We start from the raw sequence: 16,504 nt of genomic DNA on the forward strand, positions 1-16,504 counted from the left end.
TTCGCGGGCATGCCCGCTCCCACAGGTAGTGCGCCGGACCTGAGGGCAGTGAGGTATCTGTGGGAGCGGGCTTGTCCCGCGAATGGGCTGCAAAGCAGCCCCAGAGATATCAGCCTTTCGGTTTCTCGGCAGGCTGCCACAAAACCTCAGCCACCCCCTGCCGCCGCCCAATGATCCGAGCCGCCACAAAAAGCAGATCGGAAAGCCGGTTGATATACGCCAACCCAACCCCTTCCAGTGGTTCCACCGCATTCAACTGCTGGCACCGCCGCTCCGCACTGCGCGCCAGGCTGCGGCACACATGGGCCTGCGCCACCAGCGCCGAACCACTGGGCAGAATGAAGTTCTTCAGCGGCCCCAGCTCTTCGTTCCACACATCGATGGCGGCTTCCAGGCGCTCCACTTCTGCCAAGGTCAACGCCTGATAGCTCGGCATCGCCAGCTCACCGCCCAGGTCGAACAAGCGATGCTGGCACGGCACCAGCACGGCGCTCACCTCATCCATACCTTGCTTGTCCAGCCCCGCCAGCAGCAGGCCCAACTGGCTGTTCAGGCTGTCCACCTCGCCAATCGCTTCTATCCGCGGGTGGTCCTTGGGCACACGGCGCCCGTCGCCCAGGCCGGTTTCGCCCTTGTCGCCGGTGCGTGTGTAGATCTTCGACAGGCGATAGCCCATGTCACTTCTCCGTGTTGGCCGGCGTCGCCGGCTGGCCGAGGGGCAGGCGCAGGGTAAAGCAGGTGCCCTGGCCGGGCGTGGACTGCACTTCCATCTGCCCCTTGTGGTTGTTGGTGATGATGAAATACGAAACCGACAGGCCCAGACCAGTGCCTTGGCCGATTTCCTTGGTGGTGAAGAACGGCTCGAAGGTGCGTTTGCGCACCGCCTCGGGCATACCCACGCCATTGTCCTCGACCTGGATTTCTGCCCATGGCGGGTTCAGCCGGGTGCGCAGGGTGATGCGCCCGGGCTCGCTGGGCTGGGGCCGCATGTGGATGGCCTGAGCCGCGTTTTTCAGCAGGTTTAGTAGTACCTGTTCCAGTTCGTTGGCGGTGCAGGGTACCGGGCCCAGTTCAGGGTCGAACTGGCGCACAATGGCCTGGCCCTTGAAGTCGAAGCCGATGGTCAGGTCGAAGTCATTGCTGGCAATTTCCACCGCCTGGTCGATCAGTGCCGGCAGGTCGCATGGCGCCAACTGGCGGTTGCTGCGCCGGCTGAAGCTGAGCATGTGGGTGACGATCTTGGCTGCCCTGGCACCGGCCTGCTGAATGCCATCAAGCAGCTGTGGCACCTCGCGGTTGTCCAGATAGCGGTTGACCGTGGCCAGGTCGATGCCTATCTCATCGGCTTGTTCCTGATTGCGCGGCAGCTCGGGCGACAGGCGCCGACGGATGTTCTGCACGTTATGCAGGATGGCGCCCAGCGGGTTGTTGATCTCGTGGGCCATGCCCGCCGCGAGGCCACCGACCGAGAGCATCTTCTCGGATTGCACCATCATCTCTTCAAGTGAAAGGCGCTGGGTAATGTCGTCGATGCGGATGACCACGCCGCGCCCGCCACCGCCTGTCAGCGGGTAGAAGGTCAGGGCGTAGTGGCGCAGGTCATCGCCTTTGGCCCAGGTGACCCGCTCGATCTTGGCTACCCGGTGCTTTTCCACGGTTTCCTTCAACTGCGGCAAGAACGGCTTGAGCGGCTCGAAGGCGATGAACACCGGCTGGTTCAGCGCTTCGTCCAGTGGCGTACCTGAAAGTACCGTGGCTTCGTGGTTCCACTGGGTCACATACAGCTGCTCGTCGAGGGCGATCAGCGCCGAGGGCATGGAGTCGATGATGCTGTTGAGGTAGTTCTGGAAGCCCGTGAGTTTTTTCTCGATCTTGCTGCGTACCTGCACTTCCAGCTCAAGCTTGCGGTTTGTGTGGCGGGTTTCCTCGGCCAGGCCCTGGGCTTGATCGTAGGCGCTCTGGAATTCGTCTCGCGCGCGCTTGAGCTGCTGCTCGCGGCCCTCGATGCGCGAGAGCATGGTGTTGAAGGCTTCAGCCAGGCTACCGATTTCGTCATCGTTGCCGCGCCTGGCGCGCAGGGCATAGCTCTCTTCACGGGTGACCTGGCGGCTGAGTTCTTCGAGCTGATTGATCGGCTGGGTAATCAGGCGTTTTATCTGCCGGGCGACCACAATCCACAGCAGGATGCTGAACACCAGGATGCCCAGGCTGGCGCTGAGGGTGCCGGTATAGAAGGCTGTGGGCAGCTCGCTGCTGGCCACCAGCAGCAGGTGTGCAGGCGGGTTGGCGTCGCGCGGGATGCGGATCAGCTGGGTGCTGCGAAACTCCATCAGGCGCCAGCCGTCGATGTTACGAAAACGCTTGGGCAGCGCCAGTGGCTCGCCATGCTGCAACTGCGCGAGCATGCGCCCATCGCCGCCGTAGACAGCGGCGGCGCGCAGCGGCGTGTAGCTGTGTAGTTCATTGAGCAGGGCGTTGGCGGTTTCCGGGTTATCGCCGGCGCGGGCTGCAAGCTGAGGGTTGGCCACCAGCCGGCCGATGGTCTGCAGAGCTTGGGGTGCCATGCTTTCCTGAGTGATCCAGTAGGCGGCGCTGATGAAGGTGAGGTTGGCCACCAGCAGGATGGTCACCAGCAATACCAGCAGGGCCGCCAGCAGCTTCTGCCCGACCGGGAGGTTTTCCAGGCGTTGGCGCAAGGTCATGGGCTAGGCAATGTCCGTATCCGGTTGAAAGGGCGCGTCAGTCGCAGGGCAAGCCACGCAGGCGCAAGTTATCGACCAGGCGCTGGTGCAGGCGTTCCAGTCGGGGCAGCTGCAGGCCGTGGCGCCCGGCCGCACGGCAAGTATGGCCAAGCAGGTAGTGGACCTCGGTACGTCGGCCTGCGCGCACATCCTGGTACATGGAAGAGTAGTTGGCCGCGGTGGCAAGGATCACTCGCTGCACTTCTTCGTTCAGCTCGTCTGCCGCTTGCGGCTGCCCGCAACGCTGCAGCAACTGGACCAGTTCGACGCACAGCGCATCGACTTCACCCAGGTGCCCCAGCAACCCGCCATTCTGGCATTCGTGCAGCACGGTCAGCGGGTTGATGGCGCAGTTGAGCGCCAGCTTGCGCCATAGGCGGGTGAGGATGTCTACCGTCCATTCGGCAGGGATACCGGCTTCGTGCAGGTCATCGAACCACGTGGGGATTGCCGGGTTGCGAGGGTCGCCCAGCCAGTTGAAACCGTGGCCGGCAAAGCGCACCTGCCAGTCCCCCTCGCGAAAGGCGCCTTCGGTGCTGGAGGCGAAAATGCAGCGTGCGTGGGGCACCAGCTCGGCCACTTCGTCCTGGCTGCCCAGGCCGTTCTGCAGCAACAGCACTTCGGCGCCCTCGGCCAGCCGCGGCGCCAAGCCGGCAATGGCCGGGGCCGCGTCGTAGGCCTTGCACGCCACCAGCAGGCGGTGGATCGGGCCCTGCGCCTGTGCGGTTTCGGCAGGGATGGCATAGTGGCGAGACTGGTCCTGTTCGACCAGGGTCAGGCCGCCGGCCTGCTGATATGCCTGGAGGCGTTGCCCGTCACGCAGGATCAGGCGCACGGCCTTGCCTGCGCGCGCCAGGCGGCAGGCCCACAGGCTGCCCAGGCTACCGGCGCCGAGAATATGCCAGGTGCTGCTCATATGCGTTTCGCAACCCGTTATAATGAGTCCGCATTTTAACCGTCTAACCCTGACGCGCTCCATCTTCAGACTGAGCGCGCTTTCTTTTTTTGGAGAATCCCCATGCCGTCGTTCGACGTGGTTTCGGAACTGGACAAGCACGAAGTGCAAAACGCGGTCGACAACGCTATCAAGGAACTGGACCGCCGCTATGACCTGAAAGGCAAAGGCAGCTTCGAGTTCAAGGACAAAGACCAGACCGTGCTGATGACCGCCGAGGCTGAGTTCCAGCTTGAGGCGATGCTTGAAATCCTGCGCGGTGCGCTGGTCAAACGCAAGATCGACGTCAAGTGCCTGGAAACCGAGGACGCTTATGCCTCCGGCAAGGAAATGAAGCAGGAAGCCAAGTTCCGCGAAGGTATCGACAAAGAGCTGGCGAAGAAGATTGTCGCCCACATCAAGGACGCCAAACTCAAGGTTCAGGCCGCCATCCAGGGTGAGCAGGTACGTGTGACAGGCAAGAAGCGCGACGACCTGCAAGAGGCCATTGCAGCCTTGCGTGCCAAGGAATTCGACATGCCGCTGCAGTTCAACAACTTCCGCGACTGATGCAGGCGCCGCCCGGAACCCCAATGGCGTAATGATGTCCATGGGGGCCATGGCCGCTGAAATGCCTGCGGCCAGTTTTACCGAGTACATGCCGTTCGGCATCAGGAGATGAACATGGATTTGAACGCTGAAGTCGATCAGCTGGTCCGCCAATCGCAAACCTGGATCCCCTTGATCATGGAATACGGCAGCCGTGTGCTGCTGGCGCTGCTGACCCTGGCGGTCGGCTGGTGGATCATCAACAGGGTCAGCGCCCGCCTTGGCAAGCTGGTTGGCATGCGCAACGCTGATCTGGCACTGCAGGGCTTCATCAGCACGTTGGCGAACATCGTGCTGAAGGTGCTGCTGATGGTCAGCGTGGCTTCGATGATCGGTATCGAGACCACCTCGTTCGTTGCCGCCATTGGTGCCGCAGGCCTGGCCATCGGCCTGGCCTTGCAGGGCAGCCTGGCGAACTTCGCCGGCGGTGTACTGATTCTGATGTTCCGCCCGTTTCGTATCGGTGACTGGATCGAAGCTCAGGGCGTTTCCGGCACTGTCGACAGCATCCAGATCTTCCACACCGTGTTGCGTACCGGCGACAACAAGACTGTGATCATGCCTAACGGCAGCCTGTCCAACGGCATCATCACCAACACCAATCGCCAGCCAACGCGCAAGGTAGTGTTTGACGTTGGGGTGGACTACGAGGCCGACCTGCAGAAAGCGCGCAATGTATTGCTGGAGCTGGCGCAGGACCCGCGTGTGCTGGCTGAACCGGCACCGCAGGCGGTGATTTCGACGCTGGGTGACAGCTCGATCACGGTGTCGCTGCGCATCTGGACCAAGACTTCGGACTATTGGGATGTGATGTTCATGCTCAATGAGCATGCGCGTGACCGGTTGAAAGCTGAAGGGATCGACATTCCTTTTCCGCAGCGGGTGATTCGCGTGGTGCAGGAGACGGCCGCGCAGTAATACCGCATTGAGACCGGGGCGCAAGGCCCCGGTTTTACACTTGTTCACAGCAATTGCCGGTCATTTCTGGCATATAGCCTGACCCCACCTGCCACACCTGATATGCCATCATGAAACCACTGCTCTACATTACCCCGCTGCGCGCCTTGCTGTTCGGTCTGACCCTGGCCCTGTTCGAGTTGCTGACCTACCTGGCCAGCGACGCCGTCATGCCGGCCATGCCGGTGGTGGTGGGTGACCTGAACGCCAGCCCCGAATACATCCCCCATGCGCTGAACCTGTACCTGCTGGGCGGAGTGGTGCTGCAGTGGCTGATCGGCCCGCTGGCCGACCGCTATGGCCGGCGTCCGTTGCTGCTGGTTGGCTGTGCGTTCTTCGGCCTGGCTTGCCTGGCCAGCTTCTGGGCCCACGACATCGGCTTGTTCAACCTGCTGCGCCTGTTGCAGGGCATTGGCCTGGGGTTCGTGGTCACGGTCAGCTACCCAGCCCTGAACGAAGCCTTCAGCGAGGCGGATGCCGTGCGCATGATGGCCTTGCTGGCCAACATCGCCTTGCTGTCACCGTTGCTCGGGCCATTGGTGGGCACCTTGCTGCTGCAGTGGCTGAACTGGCGCTGGCTGTTCGTGGCCTTTGCCATCGGCGCCGTGCTGGTGTGGGGGCTGTTGTACCGTTTGATGCCGGAAACCCTCGGCGTGGAACGCCGTGACGGCACGCGCCTGGCGTTCACGCCGATTCATTTGCTGCCACTGCTGGCCGGCTATGGTCAGTTACTGGCCAACCGTCGCTTTGTCGCTGGCAGCGCTGCTCTGGGGCTGGTCGGTTTGCCGTTGATTGGCTGGATCGGCCTGTCGCCGGTGCTGCTCATCCACGATGAGGGGTTGAGCACGATGGAGTACGCCTTGTGGCAGCTGCCGGTGTTTGGCGGGCTGATCCTCGGTAACCTGATCATCAACCGCATCGCCGACCGCTACCCGCTGCCGGCCCTGGTCCGGGGCGCGCTGTGGCCATACCTCGCAGGCCTGTGCCTGATGGTGCTGGCGACCTGGTACTGGCCGAGCGTGACCAGCGTGGTGGCGGGCATGTCGCTGTACGCGCTGGGCCTGGGCGTGGCCAACGCGGTGCTTTACCGCATGACGCTGTTCTCCAGCGAGCAGAGCAAGGGCCTGGTTTCGGCCATGCTGGGGATGATCACAATTGCCTTGCTGGGGTTGGGTGGGGCGCTGCTGGCGATGATCGGTGCGGGTGCGAGCCTGCTGCACTTTGCCCTGGCGGCGGGTGTGGCGGGGGCATTGGCGTTGTGGCCGCTGTGGTTTGTGGTGGGTGGGCGGCCTGGGGAAGGGGCTGTTACTCAGTAATCGTCTTTGCCTGCACCGGCCTCTTCGCGGGCTCGCCCGCTCCCACAGGTGCAGCACAGCCCTTGAGATCTGTGCGATTCCTGTGAGAGCGGGCAAGCCCGCGAAGAGGCCTGCACAGGCGCTAAAAATCTGTCAGGGCCGCTCGGCCGCCGAGCCTTCTTCTGCCACTGGCGTACCCCGACCAGCCTCCTGCCGCCACTGCAGGGCAATCAGTATCAGCGTAGGCACGCCCAGCAGTGCGGTGATCAGGAAGAAGTCGTGATACCCGAACTTCTCCACCATCACCCCCGAATACCCGCCGATCAGCCGCGGCAACAGCAGCATGATCGAGCTGAGCAGCGCGTACTGGGTCGCCGAGAACTTCAGGTTGGTCAGGCTCGACAGGTAGGCCACGAACGCCGAGGTGGCCATGCCGGAGCTGAAGTTGTCCAGCGAGATGGTCACCACCAGCATTTCCAGGTTCGGCCCCATGTCGGCCAGCATCAGGAACAGGATGTTGGTGCCGGCCGAGGCGACACCGCCGATGAACAGGATGGGCATGATGCCGAAGCGCACGATCAGCAGGCCGCCGACCCCGGCGCCGACCAGGGTCATGATCAGGCCGAAGATCTTGCTGACACTGGCGATCTGGTCCTTGGTGAAGCCCATGTCGATGTAGAACACGTTGGCCATCACGCCCATCACGGTGTCCGACATGCGATACGTAGCGATCAGACCAAGCAGCAGCAGCGCCTGCCAGCGGTAGCGGGTGATGAAGTCGTTGACCGGGGTCAGCACCGGGGCCAGGCCGCGGCGGCCCAGGCTGGACAGGCACGCCCAGCTCAGCAGCACGTAGAGGATCAGTCGCAGGAATGCGCGGTCTTCCAGCAGCAGGTCGAGCGGCGTGGCATCACCGGAAATGACGGTGGACCAGCCGGTATTGAACATCTGGGTGAAGCTGGCCGGTACCGACACCAGCAGGATGATCAGTACGAACACAGACGCCAGCTGGTGCACCAGCCCATAGCGCGCTGCCGACAATTGGGTACGCAGGGGCACTGGCGGTTCGCGCATGACCAGCGTGGTGAACAGGGCGGGCACCATCATCACCCCGAACATCACATAGGTGCCGGCCCAGGCCTTGTGCAGGTAGCTGAAACCTGTGGAGCCGAACCACTCCGCGAAGAACAAGGCACCGGCCGTGGCGAGCAATGCAGCAACCCGGTAACCGGCCATGTAGCTGGCGGCGAGCGCGGCCTGGCGCTGGTCGTCAGCGATTTCCAGGCGATAGGCGTCGACGGCGATATCCTGTGTGGCAGAGGCAAACGCGACCAGTACCGCCATGGCGATCAGCCATGACAGGTGCTGTTGCGGGTCGCACAGGCTCATGCCAACCAGCCCGATCACCACCAGCGCTTGTGACAGCAGCAACCACGAACGCCGGCGCCCCAGGCCGCCGAGCAGCGGCAGGCGCCATTGGTCGAGCAGCGGCGACCACACCCACTTGAAGGCGTAGGCCAGGCCGATCAGGCTGGCGTAACCAATGGTTTCGCGGGCAACGCCGGCTTCGCGCAACCACACGGACAGGGTCGAGAACACCAGCATGTAGGGCAGGCCGGCGGCGAAACCGAGTAGCAAAAGTACCAAGGTTGACGGGCTGGCATAGGCAGCAAGCGCAGCGCGCCAGGTTTTACGGGGCATGGGCCAACATCTGCCTCAAGTTTGCGAAAACAAAGCGCGCACTCTAACCGCTGTGCTCCATTGGGCGCCAGCCATGGCGCGTCATATCCACACGATTGTTGGTTACATTCACACCCTCCGCACGTAATCGCGCCCGTTGTTCATCCCCCGACGGGGTGCCCAGTGCAAGGCTCAGTCGGCCACCTGCGCCGAGCACCCGATGCCAGGGCAGGCGGGTGTCTGCCGGCAGCTGCCCAAGCGTGCGTCCGACCCAGCGTGCTGCGCGGCCAAGCCCCGCCAGCTCGGCCAGTTGACCGTAGCTCACCACCTTGCCGGGCGGCACTTGGCCAAGCACCGAATACAGCGCCGTTCGTCGGCCCTCGGCGCTGTCCAGGGCGTGTTCATATCCGTCTGACATCACGCCCCCCTTGGGCTGCAGATGAAACTGGACCAGTGGTCCGGCAAATGAGAGTTGAACTCAACGCCATGTGCCCGGTCTGTCCTTGCTCTGGTCGTCGGTATCTGGATAATGCCCGGCTTTTTTGTCAAATCGAAACCGTAGTCTGCCTATGTATTCTAGATCCTTGTTGTGCCTGCTAGCTGCTTCCTTGTGCGCCTCCCCGGCGTTGGCCGATACCGTGTGGATGAAGAACGGTGACCGGCTCAGTGGCAAGATCAAAGTCTTCGACGGCGGCAAGCTGTTGCTGGAGACCCCCTACGGTGGGTCCATCGCGCTGGACTGGAAAGAAGTCCAGACCCTGGAAAGCGATCAGGAGATGCTGGTCAAGCAAGATGCCTACACCGGTGAAAAAGCCAAGTCGTTGAAAGCTGCCGAGCCTGGCAAGGTGACCTTGGCCAACGGCGAGGCGCCGAAAACTGTGGATCTGGCGAGCATCGAGCAGATCATGAAGCCCAGGCCGCTGGTCGAGGACTTCGTGTGGAAGGGCAACGTCGATGTGGCGCTGGACTACAAGCGTGCCGAGAACGACACCGACGATTACGACATCGGCTTCAAGACCACCGCCCGCCACGGCCGGTGGCGCCACAACGCTGAAGGTGAGTACAACCGCGAGACCAAGGACGACGTCACCACCACCGACAACTGGAGCGCCGAGTACGCACTGGACCGCTTCATCACCGAGAAGTGGTTCTGGCAGGGGCGTGCGGAATACAAGCGTGACCGCATCGAAGACCTGGCCCGCCAGCGCACTGTCGGTACTGGTCCGGGTTACCAGTTCTGGGACGATGAGCTGGGGGCGTTTTCGCTGGGTTCGCTGATCAACCGTACCGACTTCGAGTACCAGGACGGCGGTAAGGACAACTTCTATTCCGCCGCTGTGAAGTGGGACTACACCCGTTACCTGATCGGTAAGAACGTGCAGTTGTTCACCAATGGCGAGTTCGCCAAACCGCTGGGTGGCGTGGCCGATTACTCGCTGGATGCCGAGGTGGGCTTGCGCTACAAGGTCACCGAGTGGGCCTCGCTCAACCTCAAGGCGGAGAAGGACATCATCACCGGTACGCGTGAGAGTGATCTGGACAAGACCCGCTATACCGCAGGCTTCGGCGTAACCTGGTAAGTCTTGGGGCCGCTATGCGCCCCATCGCCGGCAAGCCAGCTCCCACAGGGTCACCACAGGCCTGAGTCTTGTGCAGTACCTGTGGGAGCTGGCTTGCCGGCGATGGGCTGCAAAGCAGCCCCATTGGCACTGGAACTGATAATGCTTATCTTGTCTGCATTCAGTCCCCCCATCAGGAGCCGCCCCAAGTGAGTACCAACGCCATCCGCCCCGCCCGGGAACTGCTGCTCAAGGAGTACCGCGGCGTGCTCTCGACCCATTCCAAGTCGATGCCCGGTTTTCCGTTCGGTTCGGTCGTGCCGTATTGCCTCGATGCCGACGGTAACCCGCTGATCCTCATCAGCCGCATCGCCCAGCACACCCACAACCTGCAGAAAGACCCCAAGTGCTCACTGCTGGTGGGTGAGCGTGAGGCCGAGGATGTGCAGGCCGTAGGGCGCCTGACCGTGATGGCCGAGGCGCACAAGCTGGTCGACGAGGGCGCGGTCGAGGCTGCCGCCGAACGCTACTATCGCTACTTCCCGGACGCCGCCAACTACCACAAGGCCCACGACTTCGACTTCTGGGTGCTGCAGCCAGTGCGTCACCGCTACATTGGCGGCTTCGGCGCGATCCACTGGCTGGACCAGGTGACCTTGGCCAACCCGTTCGCCGGCAAGGCCGAGGCGAGCATGGTCGAGCACATGAACAGTGATCACGCCAACGCCATCGCCCACTATGTAGCGCTGACCGACCTGCCACAGCATGTGCCGGCGCAGATGGCGGGTGTGGACAGCGAGGGCATGCACCTGCGCATTGGCCAGGCAGTGTACTGGTTGCCTTTCCCAAGCATTTGCAACACGCCGACACAAGTCCGCGAAGCCCTGGTTTTGCTGGCGCGTGCCGACCAGTGGCCAGTTGCGACTGAAATCGAGGGTTGAAATCCTGAGCGCGTGCATCCATCTGAGGTCTTACTGGAAGGTTCACTTCCGCGAGGAATCCTTGATGCGTGCTTTTCTATTGCTGTTTTTGATTTTTCCCGTGCTGGAGCTGTTCGTCTTCGTGAAGGTCAGCGCCGCCATCGGGTTCTTCCCGGCGCTGCTGCTGATCATCGCCGGTTCCGCCCTGGGTGTGCTGGTAATGCGCGTGGCCGGGCTGGCCACCGCACTGCGTGCCCGTGAAAGCCTGCAGCGCGGCGAACTGCCCGCTGAGGACATGTTCCAGGGCATGATGCTGGCCGTTGGTGGTGGCCTGCTGTTGCTGCCGGGCTTCATCAGCGACGTGCTGGGCCTGCTGTGCCTCCTGCCGTTCACCCGCCGCCTGGCCGCGCGCAAGATGCGTGAACGTGGCGAGGCCCAGGCCATGCGCCAGCGCGCGTTTCAGGATGCGCCGTTCCAGGCGCAGCCGCGTGATGGCGGCCACCGCCCGAACGTGATCGAAGGCGAGTACGAACGCCGCGACAAGTAATACCCGAGGGCCGTTTTGCGGCCCTCTGCTTTTTCTGGCTAATGAAAAATTTTCTGAAACAAACCTTGTAATTGAATATGGCGGCCTCATGTATGTGGTCACCGCAAGGTTACTGGTGGCAACGCCAGACATGACACAGGTGGTTCGCCCTTTGCGGGCCACTCCCCGGCAACGCCGGACAGCATCAACCTGCCGGTGTCGATACCGGCCGATGAAAACCACAATTTGGGAGAGATCGACAATGAAGCTTCGTCCTCTGCATGACCGCGTCGTTATCCGTCGCAGCGAAGAAGAATCGAAAACCGCTGGCGGTATCGTCCTGCCGGGTTCGGCCGCTGAAAAACCAAACCGCGGCGAAGTTGTTGCCGTCGGCACCGGTCGCATCCTGGACAACGGCGAAGTTCGCGCGCTGGCCGTGAAAGTGGGTGACAAAGTGGTTTTCGGCCCTTACTCGGGCAGCAACACCGTGAAAGTCGATGGCGAAGACCTGCTGGTCATGGCCGAGAACGAAATCCTCGCCGTTGTCGAAGGCTGATTTCCCCGACTTCCCGTTACTCCAAAGAATTCCAAGGATTAAACGATCATGGCTGCTAAAGACGTAAAATTCGGCGATTCCGCTCGCAAGAAGATGCTGGTTGGTGTCAACGTTCTGGCTGACGCGGTAAAAGCGACCCTGGGCCCGAAAGGCCGCAACGTTGTAATCGCCAAGAGCTTCGGCGCACCGACCATCACCAAAGACGGTGTTTCGGTTGCCAAAGAAATCGAACTGAAAGACGCCTTCGAAAACATGGGCGCCCAGCTGGTCAAGGAAGTTGCTTCCAAGGCCAACGATGCTGCCGGTGACGGCACCACCACCGCTACCGTTCTGGCTCAGGCCATCGTCAACGAAGGCCTGAAAGCCGTCGCTGCCGGCATGAACCCGATGGACCTGAAGCGCGGTATCGACAAGGCCACCATTGCCGTTGTTGCCGAGCTGAAGAACCTGTCCAAGCCATGCGCTGACTCCAAGGCCATCGCCCAGGTAGGTACCATCTCTGCCAACTCCGACAGCTCCATCGGTGAGATCATCGCCGAAGCCATGGAAAAAGTCGGTAAAGAAGGCGTGATCACCGTTGAAGAAGGCTCGGGCCTGGAAAACGAACTGTCTGTCGTAGAAGGCATGCAGTTCGACCGTGGCTACCTGTCGCCGTACTTCGTCAACAAGCCGGACACCATGGTTGCCGAGCTGGAAGGCCCGCTGCTGCTGCTGGTCGACAAGAAGATCTCCAACATCCGTGAGCTGCTGCCAGTTCTGGAAGCCGTTGCCAAGGCCGGCCGCCCACTGCTGATCGTTGCCGAAGACGTTGAAGGCGAAGCGCTGGCTACCCTGGTAGTCAACAACATGCGCGGCATCGTCAAGGTTGCTGCGGTCAAGGCTCCGGGCTTCGGCGACCGCCGCAAGGCCATGCTGCAGGACATCGCCGTCCTGACTGGCGGCCAGGTCATCTCCGAAGAAATCGGCCTGTCCCTGGAAACCGCTACCATTGAGCACCTGGGCAACGCCAAGCGCGTCACCCTGTCCAAGGAAAACACCATCATCATCGACGGCGCTGGCGCTGAAGATGACATCCAGGCACGCGTCAAGCAGATCCGCGCCCAGATCGAAGATACTTCCTCGGACTACGACCGTGAGAAGCTGCAAGAGCGTCTGGCCAAGCTGGCTGGCGGTGTTGCCGTGATCAAGGTCGGTGCCGGTACCGAAGTTGAAATGAAAGAGAAGAAAGCCCGCGTTGAAGACGCCCTGCACGCTACCCGTGCAGCCGTTGAAGAAGGCGTGGTACCTGGCGGCGGCGTTGCCCTGGTACGTGCTCTGTCGGCCATCGTTGACCTGAAAGGCGACAACGAAGACCAGAACGTCGGTATCGCCCTGCTGCGTCGCGCTGTTGAAGCTCCGCTGCGCCAGATCACTGCCAACGCCGGCGACGAGCCAAGCGTTGTCGCTGACAAGGTCAAGCAAGGTTCGGGCAACTACGGCTACAACGCTGCTACCGGCGAATACGGCGACATGATCGAGATGGGCATCCTGGACCCAGCCAAGGTCACCCGTTCGGCCCTGCAAGCTGCTGCTTCGATCGGCGGTCTGATGATCACCACCGAAGCCATGATTGCTGACGCTCCGAGCGAAGGTCCTGCTGGCGGCGGCATGCCAGACATGGGCGGCATGGGTGGCATGGGCGGCATGATGTAAGCCAGCCTTACCCCCAGTAGTATGAAAAAGCCCCGGTTCGTGAGAACCGGGGCTTTTTCGTTTTACCTGTTAGAGCCATTAGGGCTGCAAAGCGGCCCCTCTTTCAGGCGACGCTGCGTTCGGCGACGGGCACCTCAGCCTGCCCTCGGCGATACAGAACCAGGTAATACGACCCTAACCCGATCAACCAGCAGAACACTGCCGTCCAGATGTTGTGCGACAGGAAGTGCGCGCCTTGCATCATCCTGCCCACCGACAGCACTGAACCTGCTATCAAGGCCACGACAAACGCCACCCGAGCCAACCGCGGCTTGCGATCACGCAACATGAAGAACAGCCCGAACAGGCAGAACCCGGTCGCCGCATGGCCGCCCGGCCAGCACAGCCCAGGCTTGTCGGTCGCCGGCCTTGGCTCCAGCAGCTTGCTGTAGGTTTCGGTGCCACCAAACTGGGTCAGGCTCCACGGGCATTGCACCTGGGTCACCTCCTTCAGTGGCGTGACAAACGCGGTGGACAGGCCCAGTGCCAGCACCATGCAGCCTAGCTCGCGGCGCCAGCCGAACAGGCGCTTCCAGAAGAAACTGGCGGCAAAGGTCAGCAGCGATAACACACCCAACAAGATCACCACCTGCTTGACCCGGTCGTGCAGGATGTTTTCCAGCAGGTAACTGTGGCGTCCAATGAACTGCCCGGCAGCGGGGTCGAAGAACAGCTGGGCCACCTGCATGTCGACCGAGGTCAGTTCCAGCAGAATCAATGCCAGCGCGGTCGCCAAGGGTATTCCCAGATACAGCCAGTAGTTGATCGGGCGAGGGTGGGTGGGGTGCTGCATGACGACTCCAGAACACGAAAAAGATCGGGCATTGTCAGCCGCCCGCTATCCTGTGTCCGTGAAGGATCAGTGAAAAAACCGTCAAGTGCAGTGAATTTTTCTGGGGGCTGGCACCGTGCAGGCATAGGCCTTAAGCTGCGCCTGCCGCGCACCACAGCGAGGAGCGCCGCACAGGAGAAACCGATGCGCATTCTTTTGGTTGAAGACAACCGCGATATCCTGGCCAACCTGGCCGATTACCTGGGCATGAAGGGTTACACCGTCGACTGCGCCCAGGATGGCCTGTCCGGGCTGCACCTGGCTGCCACCGAACACTACGACCTGATCGTGCTGGACATCATGCTGCCCGGCATCGATGGCTACACCCTGTGCAAGCGGCTGCGCGAAGACGCCCGCCGCGACACACCGGTGATCATGCTGACCGCCCGCGACCAGTTGGACGACCGCCTGCAAGGCTTCCGCTCCGGGGCCGACGATTACCTGCTCAAGCCGTTCGCCCTGTCAGAGCTGGCGGCACGCATCGAAGCGGTGCTGCGCCGTGCCCAAGGGGGCGGGCGCCGCACGTTGCAGGTGTCCGACCTCAGCTACGACCTCGACACCCTGGAGGTCACTCGTCAGGGGCGCCTGCTCAAGCTCAACCCGGTCGGCCTCAAGCTGCTGGCAGTGCTGATGCAGAAAAGCCCGCACGTTCTGCGCCGCGAGGTGTTGGAAGAGGCTTTGTGGGGCGACGATTGCCCGGACAGTGACAGCCTGCGCAGCCATGTTCACCAGTTGCGTCAGGTGATCGACAAACCGTTTGAAAAACCGTTGCTGCATACCGTCCATGGCGTCGGCTATCGCCTCGCCGAGGGCCGCGATGGAGTTTAAGCAAAGCCTTGCCCAGCGCATCATCATTGCCTTTGCGTTGATGAGCGCGCTGGTGGCCGGGGCTTTCGCCTTCGGCATCGTTGCCACTGTGCATCTGGTCGAAGAGCGGTTGATTTCCTCGGTATTGGGCGGTGACTTGCAGCGCCTGCTGCGCATGGACAGCGTCGGCGACTGGAGCCACCGGCCACGCCCGGATCAGCTGTTCTACTTCAGCGGTGGGCGTGACGACTTCGAGCTGCCCAAAGACCTGCGTCACCTCGATCGCGGTTTCCACGAGGTGTTTCGCGACCAGCTGTCGTACCACGCCATGGTCGAGATCGTCGATGGCCGCCGTTATGTACTGCTGCAGGATCAGAGCGACTTCGAAGAACGCGAGCGCGTACTGTTCGCGGTGGTGGTGGTGGGCTTCGTGCTCAGCCTGGTGCTGGCCGTCATTCTGGGCTGGCTGGTGGCGCGCCGGGTGATGGCGCCGGTGATACGCCTGGCACGCCAGGTACGCCACCGCGACCAGTTGCTGGGCCTGGCCCCGCCGCTGGCACCGGACTATGCCGCAGACGAAGTCGGCCAGTTGGCCGTAGCCTTCGACGACACCCTGGGCCGCCTGCGCGACGCGCTGACCCGCGAACGGCTGTTCACCAGTGACGTCAGCCATGAGCTGCGCACGCCGTTGATGGTGCTGGCCACCTCCTGCGAGTTGCTGATAGAAAACCCCAACCTCGACACCCGCGCGCGTAGCCAGGTGGAGCGCGTAGCGCGGGCCACTGAAGAAATGCGTGAACTGGTCAAGACCTTCCTGATGCTGGCTCGCGCGCAGCGCGATGAGGGCGCGGTGGCGTCGCGGGCGACCCTGCGCGAAGTGGCCGACGAGCTTATCGGGGTGTGGCGCGACACCATCGAGCAGAAGGGCCTCACCCTGTATTTCGATGGTCGTGTCAGTGCAAGCCCGGTCCTGTACAACGCCACCTTCTTGCAGTCGGTAATGGGTAACTTGCTGCGCAATGCTGCGCATTACACCGACGGCGGCTACATTCGCCTGAGCCTGGAAGCCAACGGCTTCAGCGTGGAGGACAGCGGCGTAGGCATCCCCGAAGAGCAGCGGGAGGCGATGTTCAAGCCGTTCGTGCGTGGCGATGAGCGGCGTGGTGAGGGTCTGGGCCTTGGGCTGTCGCTGGTGCAGCGTATCTGTGACGACCAGGGCTGGCAGGTCACCCTGACGTCAACCTTGCCGCACGGCTGCCGTTTCCGGGTGGACCTGAGTAACACCGCAGCGAAGGGTGATTCAGAGGCATTGGTTGGGTAATTTCTTGTAACAGGTGTATTGGGGCGCAACATATTT

At 62.2% G+C, this 16,504-nt stretch carries 16 protein-coding genes; 10 read left to right on the forward strand and 6 right to left on the reverse strand.

Translation table 11 applies throughout. The features are described 5' to 3' along the window. Positions 1-109 precede the first annotated feature (109 nt). From P0Y58_07130 to P0Y58_07140, 3 genes are read right to left on the reverse strand one after another with little or no spacing between them, the layout of a single operon-like run. Complete coding sequence (locus P0Y58_07130; GenBank protein ID WEK31959.1) at positions 110-676, reverse strand: cob(I)yrinic acid a,c-diamide adenosyltransferase; 567 nt, start codon at positions 674-676, stop codon at positions 110-112. A 1-nt stretch (position 677) separates the two neighbouring features. Further along, positions 678-2,702, reverse strand: a complete 2,025-nt coding sequence (locus P0Y58_07135) for an ATP-binding protein (protein WEK31960.1) — start codon at positions 2,700-2,702, stop codon at positions 678-680. Between the two features lie 37 nt (positions 2,703-2,739). Then, positions 2,740-3,657 (reverse strand): putative 2-dehydropantoate 2-reductase, encoded by a 918-nt coding sequence (locus tag P0Y58_07140; GenBank protein ID WEK31961.1) that lies wholly within the window; start codon positions 3,655-3,657, stop codon positions 2,740-2,742. A gap of 102 nt (positions 3,658-3,759) precedes the next feature. Between P0Y58_07140 and P0Y58_07145 the strand changes: the two genes are divergently transcribed. From P0Y58_07145 to P0Y58_07155, 3 genes are all read left to right on the forward strand, one after another. Then, on the forward strand, positions 3,760-4,245 hold the full coding sequence (locus tag P0Y58_07145; protein ID WEK31962.1) for a YajQ family cyclic di-GMP-binding protein: 486 nt from the start codon (positions 3,760-3,762) through the stop codon (positions 4,243-4,245). Between the two features lie 114 nt (positions 4,246-4,359). After that, positions 4,360-5,202, forward strand: coding sequence for a mechanosensitive ion channel family protein (locus P0Y58_07150; protein ID WEK31963.1), 843 nt, complete (start codon positions 4,360-4,362; stop codon positions 5,200-5,202). A gap of 110 nt (positions 5,203-5,312) precedes the next feature. After that, positions 5,313-6,557: an MFS transporter gene (locus P0Y58_07155; GenBank protein WEK31964.1), complete on the forward strand. Its 1,245-nt coding sequence runs from the start codon at positions 5,313-5,315 to the stop codon at positions 6,555-6,557. A gap of 132 nt (positions 6,558-6,689) precedes the next feature. On the opposite strand, the gene P0Y58_07160 is transcribed toward P0Y58_07155, so the two are convergent. Beyond that, positions 6,690-8,237: an AmpG family muropeptide MFS transporter gene (locus tag P0Y58_07160; GenBank protein WEK31965.1), complete on the reverse strand. Its 1,548-nt coding sequence runs from the start codon at positions 8,235-8,237 to the stop codon at positions 6,690-6,692. Positions 8,238-8,280: 43 nt separating this feature from the next. Beyond that, positions 8,281-8,634, reverse strand: a complete 354-nt coding sequence (locus tag P0Y58_07165; GenBank protein ID WEK31966.1) for an MGMT family protein — start codon at positions 8,632-8,634, stop codon at positions 8,281-8,283. 151 nt (positions 8,635-8,785) lie between these two features. Here P0Y58_07165 and P0Y58_07170 point away from each other — a divergent pair, with 151 nt between their 5' ends. The 5 genes from P0Y58_07170 to groL all read left to right on the forward strand — a co-directional run bounded on the left by P0Y58_07170 (position 8,786) and on the right by groL (position 13,469). Next, on the forward strand, positions 8,786-9,796 hold the full coding sequence (locus P0Y58_07170) for a DUF481 domain-containing protein (protein WEK31967.1): 1,011 nt from the start codon (positions 8,786-8,788) through the stop codon (positions 9,794-9,796). Positions 9,797-9,984: 188 nt separating this feature from the next. Next, on the forward strand, positions 9,985-10,716 hold the full coding sequence (locus P0Y58_07175; GenBank protein ID WEK31968.1) for a HugZ family protein: 732 nt from the start codon (positions 9,985-9,987) through the stop codon (positions 10,714-10,716). A 64-nt stretch (positions 10,717-10,780) separates the two neighbouring features. Next, the gene (gene fxsA / locus P0Y58_07180; GenBank protein WEK31969.1) at positions 10,781-11,242 is read left to right on the forward strand and encodes a membrane protein FxsA; all 462 of its coding nucleotides are present in this window, start codon (positions 10,781-10,783) and stop codon (positions 11,240-11,242) included. A gap of 241 nt (positions 11,243-11,483) precedes the next feature. After that, complete coding sequence (locus P0Y58_07185) at positions 11,484-11,777, forward strand: co-chaperone GroES (protein ID WEK31970.1); 294 nt, start codon at positions 11,484-11,486, stop codon at positions 11,775-11,777. A gap of 48 nt (positions 11,778-11,825) precedes the next feature. Beyond that, on the forward strand, positions 11,826-13,469 hold the full coding sequence (gene groL / locus P0Y58_07190; protein WEK31971.1) for a chaperonin GroEL: 1,644 nt from the start codon (positions 11,826-11,828) through the stop codon (positions 13,467-13,469). A gap of 103 nt (positions 13,470-13,572) precedes the next feature. Here the strand turns inward: groL and P0Y58_07195 are convergent, their stop codons facing one another. Further along, on the reverse strand, positions 13,573-14,301 hold the full coding sequence (locus P0Y58_07195) for a phosphatase PAP2 family protein (GenBank protein WEK31972.1): 729 nt from the start codon (positions 14,299-14,301) through the stop codon (positions 13,573-13,575). Between the two features lie 183 nt (positions 14,302-14,484). Between P0Y58_07195 and colR the strand changes: the two genes are divergently transcribed. After that, positions 14,485-15,168, forward strand: coding sequence for a two-component system response regulator ColR (colR, locus tag P0Y58_07200; GenBank protein WEK31973.1), 684 nt, complete (start codon positions 14,485-14,487; stop codon positions 15,166-15,168). Beyond that, complete coding sequence (locus P0Y58_07205; protein ID WEK31974.1) at positions 15,158-16,468, forward strand: HAMP domain-containing sensor histidine kinase; 1,311 nt, start codon at positions 15,158-15,160, stop codon at positions 16,466-16,468. The genes colR and P0Y58_07205 overlap by 11 nt, the downstream gene beginning before the upstream one ends. Positions 16,469-16,504 lie beyond the last annotated feature (36 nt).

It is taken from the genome of Candidatus Pseudomonas phytovorans, assembly GCA_029202525.1.
GTDB lineage: Bacteria > Pseudomonadota > Gammaproteobacteria > Pseudomonadales > Pseudomonadaceae > Aquipseudomonas > Aquipseudomonas phytovorans.